Annotated in this window: 14 protein-coding genes; 9 read left to right on the top strand and 5 right to left on the bottom strand. The window is 33.0% G+C overall.

From position 1 onward, the window contains the following. The first annotated feature begins 107 nt into the window (after nucleotides 1-107). Complete coding sequence (locus DWZ69_RS10145; protein ID WP_118000428.1) at nucleotides 108-419, top strand: hypothetical protein; 312 nt, start codon at nucleotides 108-110, stop codon at nucleotides 417-419. Here the strand turns inward: DWZ69_RS10145 and DWZ69_RS10140 are convergent. Beyond that, nucleotides 405-1181 (bottom strand): sulfite exporter TauE/SafE family protein, encoded by a 777-nt coding sequence (locus DWZ69_RS10140; protein ID WP_118000430.1) that lies wholly within the window; start codon nucleotides 1179-1181, stop codon nucleotides 405-407. The two genes, DWZ69_RS10145 and DWZ69_RS10140, sit on opposite strands and share 15 nt — an antisense overlap. Before the next feature lie 296 nt (nucleotides 1182-1477). Between DWZ69_RS10140 and DWZ69_RS10135 the strand changes: the two genes are divergently transcribed. Beyond that, nucleotides 1478-2032: a phosphohydrolase gene (locus tag DWZ69_RS10135; RefSeq protein ID WP_347475136.1), complete on the top strand. Its 555-nt coding sequence runs from the start codon at nucleotides 1478-1480 to the stop codon at nucleotides 2030-2032. A 69-nt stretch (nucleotides 2033-2101) separates the two neighbouring features. Here DWZ69_RS10135 and DWZ69_RS10130 read toward each other — a convergent pair whose 3' ends face one another. Next, complete coding sequence (locus DWZ69_RS10130; protein WP_118000432.1) at nucleotides 2102-2932, bottom strand: histidinol-phosphatase HisJ family protein; 831 nt, start codon at nucleotides 2930-2932, stop codon at nucleotides 2102-2104. Nucleotides 2933-3168: 236 nt separating this feature from the next. Here DWZ69_RS10130 and DWZ69_RS10125 point away from each other — a divergent pair, with 236 nt between their 5' ends. Next, complete coding sequence (locus DWZ69_RS10125) at nucleotides 3169-4497, top strand: M18 family aminopeptidase (RefSeq protein ID WP_118000486.1); 1329 nt, start codon at nucleotides 3169-3171, stop codon at nucleotides 4495-4497. Between the two features lie 287 nt (nucleotides 4498-4784). Here the strand turns inward: DWZ69_RS10125 and DWZ69_RS10120 are convergent, their stop codons facing one another. From DWZ69_RS10120 to DWZ69_RS10110, 3 genes are all read right to left on the bottom strand, one after another. Then, entirely contained in the window at nucleotides 4785-5465 is a 681-nt protein-coding gene (locus tag DWZ69_RS10120; protein WP_118000434.1) for a YoaK family protein, read from the bottom strand. Between the two features lie 105 nt (nucleotides 5466-5570). Then, nucleotides 5571-6911 carry a threonine/serine exporter family protein gene (locus DWZ69_RS10115; RefSeq protein WP_118000436.1) on the bottom strand — a complete coding sequence of 447 codons (1341 nt, stop codon included), beginning with the start codon at nucleotides 6909-6911 and terminating at the stop codon, nucleotides 5571-5573. Continuing rightward, nucleotides 6898-7659 carry a DUF4866 domain-containing protein gene (locus DWZ69_RS10110; RefSeq protein ID WP_118000438.1) on the bottom strand — a complete coding sequence of 254 codons (762 nt, stop codon included), beginning with the start codon at nucleotides 7657-7659 and terminating at the stop codon, nucleotides 6898-6900. The genes DWZ69_RS10115 and DWZ69_RS10110 overlap by 14 nt, the downstream gene beginning before the upstream one ends. A gap of 119 nt (nucleotides 7660-7778) precedes the next feature. Here DWZ69_RS10110 and DWZ69_RS10105 point away from each other — a divergent pair, with 119 nt between their 5' ends. From DWZ69_RS10105 to DWZ69_RS10080, 6 genes are all read left to right on the top strand, one after another. Continuing rightward, the gene (locus tag DWZ69_RS10105; protein ID WP_118000440.1) at nucleotides 7779-8666 is read left to right on the top strand and encodes a LysR family transcriptional regulator; all 888 of its coding nucleotides are present in this window, start codon (nucleotides 7779-7781) and stop codon (nucleotides 8664-8666) included. Between the two features lie 178 nt (nucleotides 8667-8844). Next, nucleotides 8845-10176 (top strand): sodium-dependent transporter, encoded by a 1332-nt coding sequence (locus tag DWZ69_RS10100; RefSeq protein WP_118000442.1) that lies wholly within the window; start codon nucleotides 8845-8847, stop codon nucleotides 10174-10176. Between the two features lie 145 nt (nucleotides 10177-10321). After that, nucleotides 10322-10795, top strand: a complete 474-nt coding sequence (locus tag DWZ69_RS10095; RefSeq protein WP_022165315.1) for a GNAT family N-acetyltransferase — start codon at nucleotides 10322-10324, stop codon at nucleotides 10793-10795. Between the two features lie 56 nt (nucleotides 10796-10851). After that, nucleotides 10852-11583: a LytTR family DNA-binding domain-containing protein gene (locus DWZ69_RS10090; RefSeq protein ID WP_118000444.1), complete on the top strand. Its 732-nt coding sequence runs from the start codon at nucleotides 10852-10854 to the stop codon at nucleotides 11581-11583. 5 nt (nucleotides 11584-11588) lie between these two features. Then, entirely contained in the window at nucleotides 11589-12908 is a 1320-nt protein-coding gene (locus DWZ69_RS10085) for a sensor histidine kinase (RefSeq protein ID WP_118000446.1), read from the top strand. 303 nt (nucleotides 12909-13211) lie between these two features. Then, a complete protein-coding gene (locus tag DWZ69_RS10080) occupies nucleotides 13212-17294 on the top strand; it encodes a lectin-like protein (protein ID WP_158561120.1) in 4083 nt (1360 codons plus the stop codon). The last annotated feature ends 248 nt before the right edge of the window (nucleotides 17295-17542 follow it).

Here is a 17542-nt window from a genome sequence, read left to right as displayed (position 1 = left end):
AATAACTCAGAAATATTGTATCATCCGTATGTCATGCAGTTCCAATTGCAAGCCTTTTGCCAGTATTGTTCTTTGTATTCTTTAGTTGTTCAGAATATCTGTTTAGCTTGAATTACACTTTATATCAGATTGCGTTCCCTGTAATGATGGTTGTACTTCCAACAGTTGGAGCAAACATTCCATTTTGTGTTGAAGCAATTGTATCAGGTAATGATACACCTGACAAAATGGAAAAGACAGGTTGGACACTTGTAAAAAGTGAAACAGTAGATGCACCTGTTATTGATGAATTGCCTATTACATTAGAATGTCGTCTTGAGGAAATGAATCAGTATGACCAAACATACAGAGTAGTTGCAGAAATTGTAACAATACAAGCTATGTGGCAATTGAGAATTGAAATATTATGTAAATATTGAAAAAGTCATAACTATAATTCCAAGAATAACAAGAATAATACCGGTAGCTCTATTTAAGGTTTTAGGTGTTGCTTTATTAGCAAATACAGCTGCAATTCTTGCCCACAACAATGTGAACACAATACAAAGAATCCATACTGTAAAATCAGGCATACCGCCAATGGTAAAATGAGAAATGGCTCCTGTAAAGGCAGTAAAACTCATAATAAATACACTTGTTCCAACGGCTGTTTTTAATTCATAACCAAGTACAGAAGTTAGAATAAGAAGCATCATCATGCCACCTCCTGCACCAATGAAACCACAAATAAATCCAATTAAAATTCCACAAATTAAGGATTGAACGGCACGCTTCTTTGCAGGGACATTTTCCATAGCCTCTTTAGTAGTCATAACTGGTTTGACAATAAATTTAATTCCAAGAAGAAATGTCATAAATACTGAAAAATTTCCCATTGTAGTCGAAGGCACTAAGCTTGAAATGTAGCTACCAACAACGGTGAAAAGCAAAACACTTATCATCATTATAAGACCATTTCGAACATCGAGATTTTTATGTTTCCCATAAGTGTAAGCTGAAATAGCACTGGCTAGAACATCTGATGACAGAGCAATTCCAACGGCTATATAAGGGTCTATTCCAAGAAATGTAATTAATATAGGACTAATAACTGCAGCAGCACTCATGCCTGCAAATCCTGTTCCAAGACCGGCGCCCATGCCGGCAAAAAAAGTAACTATAATTGTAATTAGTATATCCATTTTCTATTCACTTTCTTAATGTTATTGTATTTTATTTATCAAATTATCTCACAAATTTATTTCATTTGCAAAATTAAAGTTTAATATCTTCTCTATTTTAACATTTATATTTATATATGGAAGATTTAATTTATAATATATGGTAGTTAAAATTTAAAATATTTCTGTGCAATGGAATTGTTTCAAATCTTATTATGCAACATAACATTAAAAGATTAAAATAAGGATAATTTATGAAAGGAGACTTTGTTTTGTAAGTGAAATAAGACTAATTTACAAAATGATATAATATGTATATGAACAAAATTATAGAAACTGAGAACATAAATAACGAAAACATAAATAATGAAAATAATAGAAAAGAAATAATTAGAAAACTATACATTGAAATGATTAAATTATATCAAGGAGATGCTAAACGTATACATCATTTTACTAAGGTAAATGCCTATGGAAAGCTAATTGCAGAATTAGAACAAGTTAGCCCTGAAACTTATTTCATAATTGATGCAGCAACTTTGACTCATGACATAGGTATACATACATGTGAAGAAAAATATGGAAACTGCAATGGAAAACTTCAGGAGCAGGAAGGTCCGGAATTGGCAAAAGAACTGCTTGGTAAAATAGGAGTTAATGAAGAAATTTCTAAAAGAGTGCAGTATTTAATAGGTCATCATCATACATACAATAACATTGACGGTTTAGATTACCAGATATTAGTCGAGTCTGATTTCTTAGTTAATTTGTATGAAGATGGAGCATCTAAGGAAGCGGTGGAAACAGCATATAATAAAATATTTAAAACAGAAGCAGGGAAGAAAATTTGCAGGGAAATGTTCGGCATATAAATATACCCTCTTTATCGTACGATGAGCGAACTGTAAAGAGGGTATTGTTAATAAAATTATAACAAATGATTATAACTCATGGAAAATTGGCTTCATTTTTTCAAAAGTACAAAATCTTGTGAAGCCAATCTCTTTTAGAATTCCTTTCGCTTCATCAATGTAAGCACCTAAATGTTCAGGTTTATGGCTGTCACTGCCAATAGTAATAATTTCGCCCCCTAATTCTTTGTACAATTTCAAAATATCAATAGAAGGGGTTGTGTTTTTTAAACCGTATCTATGATATGAAGTGTTGAATTCTATTCCTTTGCCGTCTGCTATAACGGTTTTAATAATCTCCGTAATAATAGGTTTAACTTTTTCGAAAGGATAAACACCCTGCTCATCATATCGTACAATAAGGTCAGGATGCCCTAAGACACTATAGTTTTTGTAGGATTTTACAACGTTAAGAAGTTCCTCATAATAACGTTCATTATATTCCTGCTGAGTTCTTCCTTCCTGAAATTCTCCCGTCCAAAATTCTTTATCCTCAACCTGATGAATGGAAAGAATAATAAAATCAAAAGGATATTTTTTAAACAAAGCTTCATATTGTGGAATAGTGTGAGTTTGAATTCCGAATTCCAAGCCGAGCTTAATGGAAATATCTTTTGAATATTTTTTCTGCAATTCACTAATTTGCTTTACATATAATGGATAATTTACGTTGACAATAGCACTACCGTCTCTATAAATAATAGGTTTTCCGCTATCCCAATCATCTCTAACACCATAATCTACATGGTCCGTAAAGCAAATTTCATTTATGCCTTTTTGGATAGCATCTTTTACAACCGTTTCCATAGGGTAAACTGAATCGTCACTGTATTCACAATGTACATGATAATCTGCAAACATAAAATTTACTGATGTATTTTCTACATCGTCCTCCTCTCGTATGTTTTTTGCTTGTTTAAAAAAATATTAAAGCATTAATCATTTTGATATGCTTAAATAAATACTATAATGTTAATATGAGAATATTATACAATCGTTTATAAAACTTTCAATATAATATATAATATTATAAAAATAATAGTTAAAAAATGTGGGCAGGAAAATATATAATGCAAAAATTTACGGAGGAAACAAAAATGGATAACGAATATTTTGATATAGCAAATAACCTTATGAAGTTTATAGAAAAAAGCCCAAGTGCTTTTCACGTGGTAGATAATTTTTCAAAAATTCTGGATGATGCAGGCTTTATTAAGCTGAATGAGAAAGACAAGTGGAAACTTTTTTCAGGAAATAAATACTACGTTACAAGAAATGGCTCATCAATTATAGCTTTTTGTATGCCGGAAGAATTGGATTTTACTAATTTCCAAATCGCTGCAGCTCACAGCGACGCACCGGCTTTTAAAATAAAAGAAAATCCTGAAATAATAAAGGACAATAATTATGTGTCCCTTAATGTTGAAAAATACGGTGGTATGCTTATGGCACCATGGTTTGACAGACCACTTTCTGTAGCTGGTCGTGTGATTGTAAAAGAGGGGGCAGCATTAAAACCAATTCTTGTTAATGTGGACAGAGATTTGTGTACCATACCGAACCTTGCAATTCACATGAACAGGGAGGCAAACACCGGAGTAAAATATAATCCACAAAAGGACATGCTACCGCTTATAGGTGAAGGCGAAAACAAAGATGTATTTAACAGTATTATTGCCGAGACAATAAATACAGATGAACAGGCAATTATAAGCAGTGATTTGTTTTTGTATAACAGAGAAAAAGGAACAGTTTGGGGAGCAAATAATGAATTTATTTCTGCACCAAGACTTGACGATGTTATGTGTGCTTATAGCTGTATGGGTGCGTTAATAAACAGAAGTGATGTAAATGAAGAAAGCGTGGCAGTGTGTGCGATTTTTGATAATGAGGAAGTAGGTAGCACTACTAAACAGGGTGCCGATTCAACATTTTTATCTGATGTTCTTACAAGAATTGCTTTGTGCGTTGGAAAGGATGAGGAAGATTTAATGAGAGCCTATGCCCAGTCATTTATGTTGTCAGCAGACAATGCCCATGGAATTCATCCTAACTATATGGAAAAAGCAGATCCAACAAACAGACCTTATATGAATCAGGGAATTGTTATAAAATACAATGCTAATCAGAAATATACAACTGATGGAATTTCGGCAGCGGTGTTTAAGGAAATATGTGAAAAGGCTGACGTGCCAATTCAAACTTATGTAAATCGTTCAGACATAGCAGGCGGTTCAACTCTTGGAAATATTTCAAACAGCCACGTTTCAATTAACACTGTTGATATTGGGCTTGCTCAGTTGGCAATGCACTCACCATATGAAACAGCAGGAATAAAGGATACATGGTATATGTTAAAGGCTGTAAAAGAGTTTTACGAAACACCTATTATAGCAGGAAGAGACGGAGTGTTTACATTGGAATAAATAGATTTGGTCGGAAAAAGTGTAGAGATTTGCTTTAAGATGCCCAGAAAAAGTGTAGAATCTTACCCAAAAGTGCCCCGAAAAAGTGTAGAGCTTTGGTTGAAAGTGCCCCGAAAAAATGTAAGAAACTGCCTTGTATACCCCCGAAAAAGTGGCAGGAGAAAGTTCCGTATTTAAAAACTCGTAGACCACAGTGATATAAATAAGCAAAGTGAAAAAAGATAAATAAAAAATCCAACACTGATTAATTAAAAGTGTTGGATTTTCTTATGGAATTAAGTATATATTTACATTCTAGGGGAAGTTTCTTCTTTAATAAACATAAACAGAAAACTTACAAAAAGTAAGATGGAAGAAAACCAGATTGTGTAAAATTTAAATGTAGAAATTAATCCACTACCAAGTCCTGCACCAAATGCAAACATAACAATTATTGCAAAGTAGCAAAGTGACTTAAATAGAATATGTTTGTCACGGGTTCTGCCAAAGACGCAAAGAGATTCCATACCGCTTCTGATATTGCCAATGCACATTGTACTTGCGAAGGCATAGCCATTTACTTTTCTGAATGTTTGAACCTGCATTGCACAGGAAAAAGATACTACAGCGTTAGCAAGCATATTGAGATTTTCAGGTATGAACCCAACAAATAGCAGTAGAAAAATTTCTATTATAAGAACTAATTGGCGCCAATGTATTTGCTGAACTCGTTGGAACTTGGTTCTAATAATTTCTGCTGCAACAATCCCAATTGCAAAAGAAACAAGTGGAATCATATAATGAATTACCAGGTGCCAATTCCTTTCCATAATATTTTGACTTAAAAGAACAATGTTACCTGTTTGGGCATTTGCAAAAACTTTGCCTCTAAATAAATATGTGTAGGCATCCTGTAAACCGCCTGATATTGAAAGGAACGCGGCAGTTAGGATAGATTCAGACATTTGCCCATGTGTTTTGTAATTCATTTATATTTCCTCCACAAGTTTCATAGAATATAGTAAAGCACATAGCTTTGTGAATAAAACATTGACTGAAAAAGGGAAAAGCCAATCTATGTTTTAAACACACCGTTACGTGCAGTAACGGAAAGTTTTATCAGTTAATATTCTGGCAAAAATTAATCCTAATGGAAGAGCCATAATAATCATAATAGCTAATGAGAACCATGAGACAGCTTCCGTAAGTGACATAATGCCAAAATTGTAAATTGCTCTGTATAAATAAAGTCCCGGAACCATAATTACAATGGAAGGAACGGTAAGGGATATTCGTGGATATCCATTATTGCTTTTTATGAAAGAAGCAAGAAGCCCGGCTGTTAGGGCACCAATAAAAGCTGCCACAGAGTAAGGCATGTGTGTAAAATCTATAAGTTCTAAACGGAGTGTGTTTGCAACTGCACCAATACAGGCGGCTGTTGTAGCCATTGGTATAGAACTGTTAAACATAATTGAGAAACCAAATACACCACAAAAACTTGTTATTATTCTTAATATTAATAGTAAAATTATACTCATGTGTATTGTTGTGAAATCCTGTGGCTGTAGCTTTAACAGAAGTGCCATAATCCAGGCAAACATTGTTGCTACTAATATAATTATTATTGAATATGTTAATCGTTCAAGACCTGAACGTAAATCTAGCTTAGCAAGGTCAATACCGCTTGTTATAAATGGAAAGCCGGGAATTATAAATAACATGGAGCATATATATCCGGCTTCATGTACATGGGCAATACCAAACACAGACTCAGCAACATTAAAACAAATGGCATAAACCAAACATGCGATTGAAATCGATGCTGCTATATTTAAAAATAATGTAAAATGATGTTTTATAAGCTTTGTACGGACAATATTTCCAACACCGGCTGCAATAAACGCAAAAAGCATTTCAATTGGCCCGCCTCCAAGAAGAAATGTAAAACCACAACAGGCAAGAGCTGCAGCAAGACCTAATTTAACAGGAGAATACAATGTATGAATTTTCTCTATTTCATCAAGTCGTTTGTGAATTTCTTCACCGGTTAAATGGGCGTCTTCCTTTGGAAAGTTGTCAACAAATTGTTCCATTCTGTAAAGCTTTGAAGTATTAACCCCTGTGTTAGATATACTAAGAGACTGTGAAACACAGTCTTTTCCGTCAAAACAGTTAAATTCAATGGACATAAGTCCAACATCAACTGTACATGTAACATGAAGTTCCTTTGAAAGTCTGTTCATTGAAGTTCTTACACGCCATGCACCTGTGCCACAGGAAAGCATAATTAAACCAACTCTGCCAATAACAGATGCTTTTTCAATCAAACCTGACTCTTTAATTAATGTATTGCTGTCATCACTGGTATAATCATGCCATGGAATTTCCATATGGTTTTTTTCCATAATATCAATGTAATTATTTGTTGGCATATATAATCGCCTCTGCTTTCGCTACATGTTTTTCTAAATGTTTTAAAAAGATGGAATTTGGAAGAAATATTCCAATTTCATCATATCTTTTATTATTTTCTACAAGTGAGTCCTGACCATAAAAAACAAATGCCATAGGGAGATTCTTTTCAAGTTCAATCATTAAGTCCCAAACTGCTGAATAGGCTTCGGCTTCAGTTTTGTTAGCCGTTACAGTGTCAGGCAATTCTCTAATAACTAATATACCTGTATTTTTTTCAAGAATCTGCTGCTTCATTTCCATATTGTCTGAAGTGTATTTATGATTATATCTATATGCTTTTGCAAGATATATTTTTTTATTGTTATTTAATTTTTTATATATCTCATGAAAATGATTGTAGTCTTTTTCGTGAATTTTTGATTTATACTTTGGAAGTAATAATCCATTATCGTCGGTCATAATTACAGGATTTTCTATTCCGTCAGCATTAAATCTATATGGAATCAGATATGAATTTCTAAGTAAATCAAATATAGTATTTTCACAAATAGCCATCAAAAAGGCTGATAAATCTCTATTGTGATATGCATTGAATAATGCCTGTGAGAATTCTAATGGAGATAAATAGCTATTGATTTCATCATCGCAAAAAAGATAATTGCAAAATGTTTCCTGAAGTTTTTCGCATGCCCAGGGATCATCAAGAATTTTCTGAAATAACACTTCTGTTTTTTCTTCCCTTGGAAAAATTGTTCCTTCTCTCATACAACTCACACCCTTTCTTGAAAATTTCATTCGGCTAGATTATACTATGATTATAGAAATAAGTAAAAATCATAATTGATATGATAACGATAAGTAATTGATATACCAAGGAGAATGCCATGAATGTAAATTTAGATTATTATAAAATTTTTTATTATGTTGCTAAATATGAGAATTTTACAAGAGCAGCTCAGGCATTAGGTAACAGTCAGCCTAATGTTACAAGAGCAATGAATTGTTTGGAACAACAGATTAACAGCACTTTATTTGTTAGAACGAACAGAGGTGTGCAGCTTACACAGGAAGGAAAGCGTTTATATGAACATGTGTCAATTGCTATGGCACAACTTTTAGAGGCAGAGGAAGAACTGGCTGACAATGAAGGAATTTTTCAGGGAAGTATTTCTATTGGAGCAAGCGAAACTGCCTTAAATATATTTTTATTAGATATTCTAAAATCCTTTCACAAAATGTATCCAAAAGTAAGACTAAAAATATATAACCATTCAACGCCACAGGCAATTGAGGCTGTGAAAAGTGGCAAGATAGATTTTGCAGTTGTATCAACACCTGTAAAGGTTAAGTCACCTTTAGAAAAAACAATCTTATGTTCATTTAAGGAAATATTAATAGGTGGAACTGATTTTGAGCATATAAAAGATGACAGTATTTCTTTAAAAAATCTTAAAGACTATCCATTAATTAGTTTGGGGCAGGAAACTACTACATACGATTTTTATAATAAGATATTTTTAAAACATGGTATTGAACTTAATCCTGACACGGAGGTGGCAACTACAGACCAGATTATTCCTTTGGTAAAGTCAGATTTAGGAATGGCATTTGTTCCTGAACCTATGGCAAGAGAAAGTATTGAGAAAAACGAAATTGTTGAGATTTCTTTAAAAGAAAAAATTCCTAATAGAGAAATATGTATTGTGCATGATTGCCAGCATCCACTTAATTCTGCAGCACGAAAATTAAAAAATGAAATATGTTCCTGTTAGAGTTTCTCTTCTATTGAAAAGATATACTCTAATAGTTGCATTTAATTAAGAAGATATGCCTATTATTAAATAGATATATTCACATTTTATTATTGCTGATTAAATAGATATATATTCTATAATATGGTATGATAGACCTTATAGTGCGAAAAGCACAAAAAGGAAGGATATATTAATTATGGAAAAAAAGAGGGATGCTTTTAAAAGCGGAACCGGCTTTGTCATTGCTTGCATAGGCTCAGCCGTAGGTATGGGAAATATTTGGAGATTCCCATACATGGTATCAGACTGGGGAGGCATGACATTTTTGCTACCTTATGTTTTGTTTGTTATTCTAATTGCTTCAACAGGACTTATTGAAGAAATGGCGTTAGGTAGAGCCGCAAAGGGTGGTCCGATTAAAGCATTTGGAAAATGTACGGAAATTAGAACCGGTAATAAGAAAACAGGTGAGGCCATTGGTGTGCTTCCTGTACTTGGTTCACTGGCTTTAGCCATTGGGTACACAGTTGTTGTTGGGTGGATTTTTAAATACGCCTTTTTAGCACTTTCAGGTCAGTTGTCAGCTATGGGTGGTGATATGGATAAGATAGGGGCAACATTTGGAAGTACAGCAACAAAGTTTGGTAATAATAGTTGGCTTGTAGTTGCCATGATAGTAACAGCAGTAATTATGGCATTTGGTATTGCAGCAGGAATTGAGCGAGCCAACAAAATAATGATGCCACTTTTATTTGTATTATTTTTAGGTTTGGGAATTTATATTTTCACATTACCGGGAGCAACGGAAGGGTACAAATATATTTTCACAATTAATCCTAAAGGACTTTTAGATCCAAGATTGTGGATTTATGCATTTGGTCAGGCATTTTTCTCGCTTTCAATTGCAGGTAATGGAACAGTAATATATGGTTCTTATCTGGATAATTCAGAAAATGTAGTAAGCTCAGCAAGAAATGTAGCAATCTTTGATACAATAGCAGCATTGTTAGCAGCATTTGTTATTATTCCAGGTATGGCAGTTGACGGAGCAGAGTTGTCATCAGGTGGACCGGGACTTATGTTTATTTATCTGGTAAATGTATTTAACGGAATGCCAGGGGGAAAAATCGTTGGCATTATTTTCTACATATGTGTGTTGTTTGCAGGTATGAGTTCATTAATCAACTTATATGAAGCACCTGTTGCAACATTAGAAGAAAGATTCGGACTTAAAAGAGTAACTTCAGTTGGAATAATTGCTGTTATCGGTTGTGCAGTGGCACTTGTTATTCAGGGAATTGTTTCAGGTTGGATGGATGCAGTGTCAATTTACATCTGTCCATTGGGAGCCATGCTTGCAGCAATAATGTTTTTCTGGGTTGCAGGAAAAGATTTTGCTACAACAGCTGTAAATACAGGAAAAGAAAAGCCAATTGGCAAATGCTTTATGCCACTTGGAAAATATGTTTTAGTTCCATTAGCTTTTATAGCATTAGTTGCAGGTGCAATTTTAGGTGGAATCGGTTAATAAAAATATAATTAAAAGCGCAGAGAAACCATGGTGGTCATCATGTTTTTCTGTGCTTTTTTTATTTCATTTGCTATAATAATTATGGATATCTTTAATAAAAAATATAAGAAGAAATGTTATATGACAGCAAAGGAGAATATAAATGAACATTAGATTAGCAGAAGAAAAAGATATAGATTCAGTAATTAAATTACTAACACAGGTTTTAAATATACATGCAAAAATCAGACCGGACATTTTTATTGGTGGAACAACAAAATATACAAAAGAGGAATTAATGGAAATTTTTAATGATGCTAACAGACCTGTGTATGTGGCAGTGGATGAGAATGACAGCGTTATGGGCTATGCTTTTTGCATAAAGAAGAAACAGCCATTTTCAACTAATATGGTGCCATTTGATTCTTTGTTTATTGATGATTTGTGTGTGGACCAAAATATTAGAGGGAAGCATGTAGGGCAGAAACTTTTTGAACATGTTAAGGAAGAAGCAAAGAAAATGGGCTGTTATGAAGTAACGCTTAATGTTTGGGAAGGTAACGACACAGCCCGCAGATTTTATGAAAAAATGGGTATGGTTCCAAAAGAAACACAGATGGAATTTATTTTAAAATAGAGAATTAATTATGATTTGAAAGTAGTGGTAAAAAAACTGAGATAAGGGAGAGGATTATGAAAATAGCAATAGTGGATGATAGTATAAAGGATAGAGAATATCTGCAAAAAGAAATACAGGAAATTTTTTTTAGAAGAACGAAAAATCATATAGAAATTACTACTTTTAAAAGTGGTGAAGAACTTCTTGAATATTTTTATGATAATAAGGAAGGTAATGCTTCATTATTTGATATTGTTTTTCTTGATATATACATGGAGGATATAACTGGTGTTGATACAGCAAGAGCAATTAGAAAAATAGATGAAGATGTTAAGCTTATATTCATAACCACAAGTAATGAGTTTGCCAGTGAAAGTTATGAGGTAAAGGCAGAAGATTATTTAATAAAGCCTTTTAATAAGGAACGTTTGGAAAAAACTTTAGAGAGACTTGTGATAAAGAAGAAAAAGGAAGACAAGATATTAAAGTTTTCAGAAAACAAAGTGGTTCATGTAGATTCTATTGTCTATACAACATTTTCAGGGCATTATGTTACCATATATTTAAAAGACGAAACATCAATTCAAGTTCGTTGTACTCAGAAAAATTTCGAAAAGCAAATAGAACATTTTCCGCAGCTCATATCTTCATTTAAGGGAATCACCGTTAATTTGGCACAGGTGGATAATATTGAAAGTGACAGATTTAAAATGAAGAATGGCTCATTTGTCCCAATTAGTCGTAGGAAGTATGCTGAAATCAAGAAAGCATACACAAGATTTTTAATTGAAACTTTAAAGGAGTAGGGCGTATGACATCATTTAGAATTTTTGAAATTATATTATATTCATGTCTTAATTTGCTACCTTATTTGGGGCTTGCCTTATATCCTTTTGCAGACAAATTAAGATTTTCAAAAGTAAAAGTCGGTTTATTTATTTTTCTTTTATTATTTTTCCAAACATCACTTGGAATATATGCAACAACCTGTTCACAGGGACAAAAGGGAATGTTGTCCCTTATTAGTACCCTTTGTTATGGCATATTTTATTTTTTCGTTGTAAAAGAGACCCCGGGAAAGTTAATTTTTGTATTACTAATAGTTTCTAATTTTGCTAATTTTATTGTGATTTGTGCAAAGTGGATGGAAGCACAGATTTTTCCTAAAATGGTATTTGACAACAATAGCTGGTCTTTTTCTTTGTGTACTTTTGTGGCGCAGATTATATTTATTCCAATGCTATTTATATATTTTAGGAAGTACATAAAAGAAATTGCAACCATAGAAACAGGAAGAAAAGTTTGGAGAATTTTGTGGTTAATCCCGGCTACTTTTTATTTGTTTTGGTATCATGGACTTTATTTTAATTCTCAGTCAACAATTGCATTGGCAATGAATCCCGTCAATGTGGTTTTTACATTGTTTGTAAATATAGGGGCACTGCTTGTATACAGTGTAATTGTAAATGCCATAATAGAGTTTCGTAACAATCTGGAATTGCGTGATGAAAACAGACAGTTGGAAGTTCAAAATTTGTGTTATGAAAATCTTAAAACACAAATGGAGTCTACCAGACGGGCAAGGCACGATATGCGTCATCACATGAATGTGATTCGCACCATGGCTGAAAATAATCAGTGTCAGGAGATAACGCAATATCTTGAAAAATATTTGGAAGCAACATCCTGGAACGAAAAATTTGTATATTGTGGCCATTTTTCTTTAAATGCACTGTTAGTATATTATGTGCAAAAAGCGAAGAATTATGGAATTGATGTTAATATAGATGTGATAATTCCAAATGAATTGAGTATAAGTGACACAGATCTTACAGTGTTATTTGGCAATCTGTTGGAAAATGCAATTGACGGTTGCAAAACCATAACAATAGAGAACAAGTTCATTAATTTGAAAATCAAAAAACCAAATGAAGGAGCGTTGGTTTTCTCAATAAAAAATACTTTTAACGGCAATGTAAAATTAGAAAACGGCAAATTCCTTAGCACAAAAGAACAGGGTAGTGGTATAGGAATAGAGTCTGTTAAGTACGTTGTAAACAAATACAAGGGAGCTATAGAATTTAAGTCAGATGAAGAGACCTTTAGCGTATCAGGCGTACTGTTTATTTAAAATATTATAACCACTTGATGCCAGGAGCAGACCGTTTGAAGCCAAAATATAGAACGAAAAGAATATTTATATGATAATGATTACATAAATGTTGTAATGCAACTTATGTAATCATTTCTTTTTGTAACACAGTGTCCAAAGGTCTTCACCCACCTGTGCTTGCACAAGGGTGGGTGATAGACCTTTGGGCGGATTGTGGGAGTGCAAAGCACGAAGCAATCCGTGTTACAAGAAGTGTAGACTTTAGGAATGCCCCATTTGTGCTTACACAAGAATGGGAGAATTATCAAAAAGGAGGACAATATGAGAAAAATATGGAAACAGCTAATAAGTATTTCAATGTCTTTAATAATGGCATTAGGAAGCAATGTGGTAATGACTCAGACGGCTTATGCTGATGAGGAAACAGGAACTGAAACAAAACAGGAAATTGTTTATGGGGATGATGTGGCGTATGATCCAAACACAGGTCATAGTTATGAATTTGTTAATAGTAGTGTGAATTATAGCACTGCAAAGAAAGAGGCAAAAAATAAGGGTGGTTATTTAATTTGTATATCATCCAAAGAGGAAAATAATATCGTTGTACACTATCTGGAAAAATTAAATCAAGGGGATACCAGAATGTGGATTGGTTTAGAGAGAAATCAAAACGATATATCAAAATTTAAATGGATTGATGGTAGTGAACTTACTTATACTAATTGGGAAAAAGGCGAACCAAGCACATTAAGCGAAACAAGGGTAGAAGTATATTTTGAAGGAACATGGAATGACTGCTATGGGAGTTTAGATCGTCCATATATAATTGAATATGATAAGTGTTCTCATCCGGAAGAAAAAGAAATTGTGGAAAATAGAACAATAACAGATTGTTCAATAGGTGGTTTTACAGGAAAAGTTACATGTGGTGTTTGTGGTGAAATTTTAGATGAAGGAATCATGGTAGAACCGGGAAATCACGCAGAGGCTGTTATAGATAAGAAAACATTTATTGAGGCAACCTGCAAGAGCAAAGGCTTTAGTGGTAATAAAATCTGTCCTTTATGTAAAAAAGTTTTAGAAGAAGGAAAAGAAACAGATATAGTAGATCACAAAAAAGAGGACGAACCTGAAAATTATACTGAAAATACATGTTATGTAGATGGATATACAGGAGACTACAACTGCAAATGGTGTGGTGAAAAGGTACAGGAAGGCAGTATTATAGCAAAAAAATCTCATGAATATAAGGATGATGTATGTGTAAATTGTGGACGTGTTAATAATGCAGTTTATGGAAAAGAATATAGCATGAAAACAACAGCACAAAATCCGTTCCAGGTATTTCAATTTAAAGTTGATGAAGATGGATACTATGCAATAACCTGTAGTAATAAAACAGATTGGGACAGCTATGGATATCTTTTTGAAGAAGAAAGTTTTAATGATGAAATTATTCGTAATGGAATAAAAAAACTTGAAAATAACAATCGTGTAAGATTGGAGGGGTGCAAAAAGAAAAATGATGATGGTGGTCAGGAAAGTGCACCTAAGATTATAGGAAATCTTAAAAAAAATCATACATATTATTTTGTGGTAGGACCGTTTAGTGATGAATATGGAGAATATACAATATCTTGGGAATGTGCACATTCAAGAAAGAAATTTGTGAACAGAACTATTAAATCATGTGAAGAAGGTGGATATACAGGAGATTTACAGTGTAAAGATTGTGGAAAAACTATTAGTGAAGGACAACAGATTGAACCCCAATCAGACCATAGTTATTCAGAGCGTTATACAATTGGTAAAACTTGTACAAATTATGAAAAAATAGTGTCTGAATGTGAATATTGTGGTTATGTACATAAGGAAATTAATGAAAAAAAAGGTTTAGGCGAACATGTATTTGTGAAGGTAAATCATAAGGAGCCAACATGTACTGAAGAAGGTTATTCTTATGACTTGAAGTGTAGTGAATGTGGCGAAATTAATAATGATGGGAATCAGGAAGCCGGACAAACAATTCCCAGCATTCATAGTAATCTGTCAGGAAGCAATATTATAAAGTATTATAACGAATCAAACGCAACATGTTTTAAAGCAGGTTACACAGGCGATACAATATGCCTGATATGTAATGAGGTTCTTGAGAAAGGTAGTGAATCACCACAGCTAGAACACAATTATGTGGATGATAAATGTACAAACTGTGGTTTAACAAAGAATCAAATTCAGGAGCTTAAGGATAATTGCTTTGAGATTAATTCTTTTGAAGATTTATTAATGTATTTACAGATGGGAAGTTTAGGAATAAATGGAAAATTAAATGCTGATATTAAGTTCCCGGATAATTACAAAGATGATGATAATATTTTACAGGGTGCATCTTTATTAAATTCAAAGCTAGATGGAAATAACCACACAATATCAAACGTAAACATAAAAGGAATACCATGCCGTTTATATGGTAGTATTGGTAATAGTACATTAAAAAATTTAAAAATTGAAGTTCAGGGTGAATGTGAACAGAGTATTTATTACCTTACAGAATATGCGTATTATTCTACAATAGAGAATTGTACATTTGAGGGAAATGTGAAAGCTTCCAGAAGTGATGTGGCAGCGATACAAACAATCGATACATGTACCATTTCAAAATGTATTAATAATGTTGATTGTGTAAATTTCGGTGATGCATATGTGGCAGGTTTAGCTATTAAGGCAAACAATAGTAATATTACAGACTGTGAAAATAATGGTGATTTTTCAGTGAATGATTCTTATATTGCAGGTTTAGTACACACAGCGTCAAATTGCCATATAGAGAATTGTATTAATACAGGTAATATAACAGATGCATATGAGGCTGCAGGAATTGTAGCATCAATAAATAATAGTGAAATTAAAAACTGCACAAATAAGGGGGATATTACTAATGCAGAGGGGGCAGTAGGTATTTGTGTATCTGCAAATAACACTAAAGTAGAAAAGTGTAGTAACTATGGTAATATTATTGATAATGAGTATGTAGCATCAGGAATAGTAGGTATTATTCTTCAGGCACAGATTATAAATTGCACAAACTATGGAAAAATAAAAGCAAATAACTGTGCAGTTGGAATTTGTTATAGTAATAGCAGAGATGACGAGGGATATTATGATCAGAAAGAAATCATTCAAGGATGTACTAACAATGGCGAAATTACTTCTACAGATTTAGCAGCTGGAATTGTAAGTATTATATATAATTGTAATATTGATAATTGCACTAATAGCGGAGATGTACAAGCTGGAAGTCTTGGGGGAGGAATTCTAGCAGTTACAGCCAACTCATCAATAAGTAATTGTATTAACAATGGAAGTGTTGATGGATATGAATATGTGGGTGGAATTTGTGGTTCCAGTGACGATGATGTAACATTTGAAAAAGTATACAATTCAGGAAAAGTTACTGAAGAAGCTTTTAAGTCAAAAGGAATAACAAATGGAACAGGTAATGAAGTTATTAAGGATTCAGAAGAAAATCATGAACACAAATATTCAGAAGTAGTAGAAATGACACCTGCAACATTAACAGAAAACGGTGTAATCAAAGAGAAATGTTCTTGTGGTTATATTAACAAGAGAACAATTAGCCATCCAAATGAACTTATTATTTCAAATGACAAATTTGAAGCAACAGGCGAAAAGATTGCACCTACAGTTACAGTAGTTGATGTTGAAAATAATCCTATTGACCAGAAATACTACACAGTAACATATCGCGACAAAGCCACAGGTAAAACAGTGGATGAAGTAAAAGCGGTTGGTACATACGAAGTTGTAATTACTTTCAGCGATTTATATGAAGGTGAAATGACAAAAGAATTTACAGTAGTTGAAAAGACAACTGAACCTGCAACTTCAGATGTGACAACAGGTGACCAGGAAGTATCAACACCTGACTTAACAACAGGTGACCAGGAAGTATCAACACCTGACTCAACAACAGGTGACCAGGAAACATCAACAAGCGAAACAACAGCAGGAGATGTTGAAACAACAACACCAAAGACAACTACAGGTGACAAAGTAACTACAACCGGCAACAAACCGACAACAAAAGTTAAAAAACCGGGCAAGGTTAAAAAAGTATCTGTAAAGAAACTTAGCCGTAAAAAGATTAGCGTTAAGTGGAAGAAAATAAAAGGTGTTAAAGGCTATCAGGTTAGATATGCTACAAACAAAAAAATGAAGAAAGCAAAAATTAAAACAATTGCCAAAAACAAAACTTCATTTACACTAAAAAAATTAAAAGGCAAAAAATACTTCATTCAGGTAAGAGCTTACAAGATTGGGAAAGCAAATAAGAAAGTTAAAGGAAAGTGGAGTAGTGTTAAAAAAGTTAAAATGAAGAAGTAATATCATTTTAGAACATGGTTAGATAGTAGCTTCAAACAATTAACCATAAATTGTAAAAAGACAGCTACGGCACATGGTATGCAGAAATTATAAAATTTCTTATGTATATCACGCCGTAGCTGTTTTTTTATAGAAATGGTCAACTTGGGCAAAAAAAGTTTGGCAAAAAGTTTTTATATAAAAGTTAAAATAATCCAAATTCACCTTAAGATATTAAATTAACAAAATAAAAGTCAAATGATACAATT

Origin of the sequence: Eubacterium sp. AF34-35BH (assembly GCF_003477765.1) — a bacterium.
In the GTDB taxonomy this organism is placed as follows: domain Bacteria; phylum Bacillota; class Clostridia; order Lachnospirales; family Lachnospiraceae; genus Eubacterium_G.
This window is presented reverse-complemented; position numbering and strand designations above follow the sequence as displayed.

Coding starts and splice junctions, on each gene's coding strand:
- DWZ69_RS10140 (WP_118000430.1), bottom strand. CDS start 1,181: ATGGATATACTAATTACAATTATAGTTACTTTTTTTGCCGGCATGGGC.
- DWZ69_RS10115 (WP_118000436.1), bottom strand. CDS start 6,911: ATGCCAACAAATAATTACATTGATATTATGGAAAAAAACCATATGGAA.
- DWZ69_RS10125 (WP_118000486.1), top strand. CDS start 3,169: ATGGATAACGAATATTTTGATATAGCAAATAACCTTATGAAGTTTATA.
- DWZ69_RS10135 (WP_347475136.1), top strand. CDS start 1,478: ATGAACAAAATTATAGAAACTGAGAACATAAATAACGAAAACATAAAT.
- DWZ69_RS10095 (WP_022165315.1), top strand. CDS start 10,322: ATGAACATTAGATTAGCAGAAGAAAAAGATATAGATTCAGTAATTAAA.
- DWZ69_RS10100 (WP_118000442.1), top strand. CDS start 8,845: ATGGAAAAAAAGAGGGATGCTTTTAAAAGCGGAACCGGCTTTGTCATT.
- DWZ69_RS10105 (WP_118000440.1), top strand. CDS start 7,779: ATGAATGTAAATTTAGATTATTATAAAATTTTTTATTATGTTGCTAAA.
- DWZ69_RS10120 (WP_118000434.1), bottom strand. CDS start 5,465: ATGAATTACAAAACACATGGGCAAATGTCTGAATCTATCCTAACTGCC.
- DWZ69_RS10110 (WP_118000438.1), bottom strand. CDS start 7,659: ATGAGAGAAGGAACAATTTTTCCAAGGGAAGAAAAAACAGAAGTGTTA.
- DWZ69_RS10085 (WP_118000446.1), top strand. CDS start 11,589: ATGACATCATTTAGAATTTTTGAAATTATATTATATTCATGTCTTAAT.
- DWZ69_RS10080 (WP_158561120.1), top strand. CDS start 13,212: ATGAGAAAAATATGGAAACAGCTAATAAGTATTTCAATGTCTTTAATA.
- DWZ69_RS10090 (WP_118000444.1), top strand. CDS start 10,852: ATGAAAATAGCAATAGTGGATGATAGTATAAAGGATAGAGAATATCTG.
- DWZ69_RS10130 (WP_118000432.1), bottom strand. CDS start 2,932: ATGTTTGCAGATTATCATGTACATTGTGAATACAGTGACGATTCAGTT.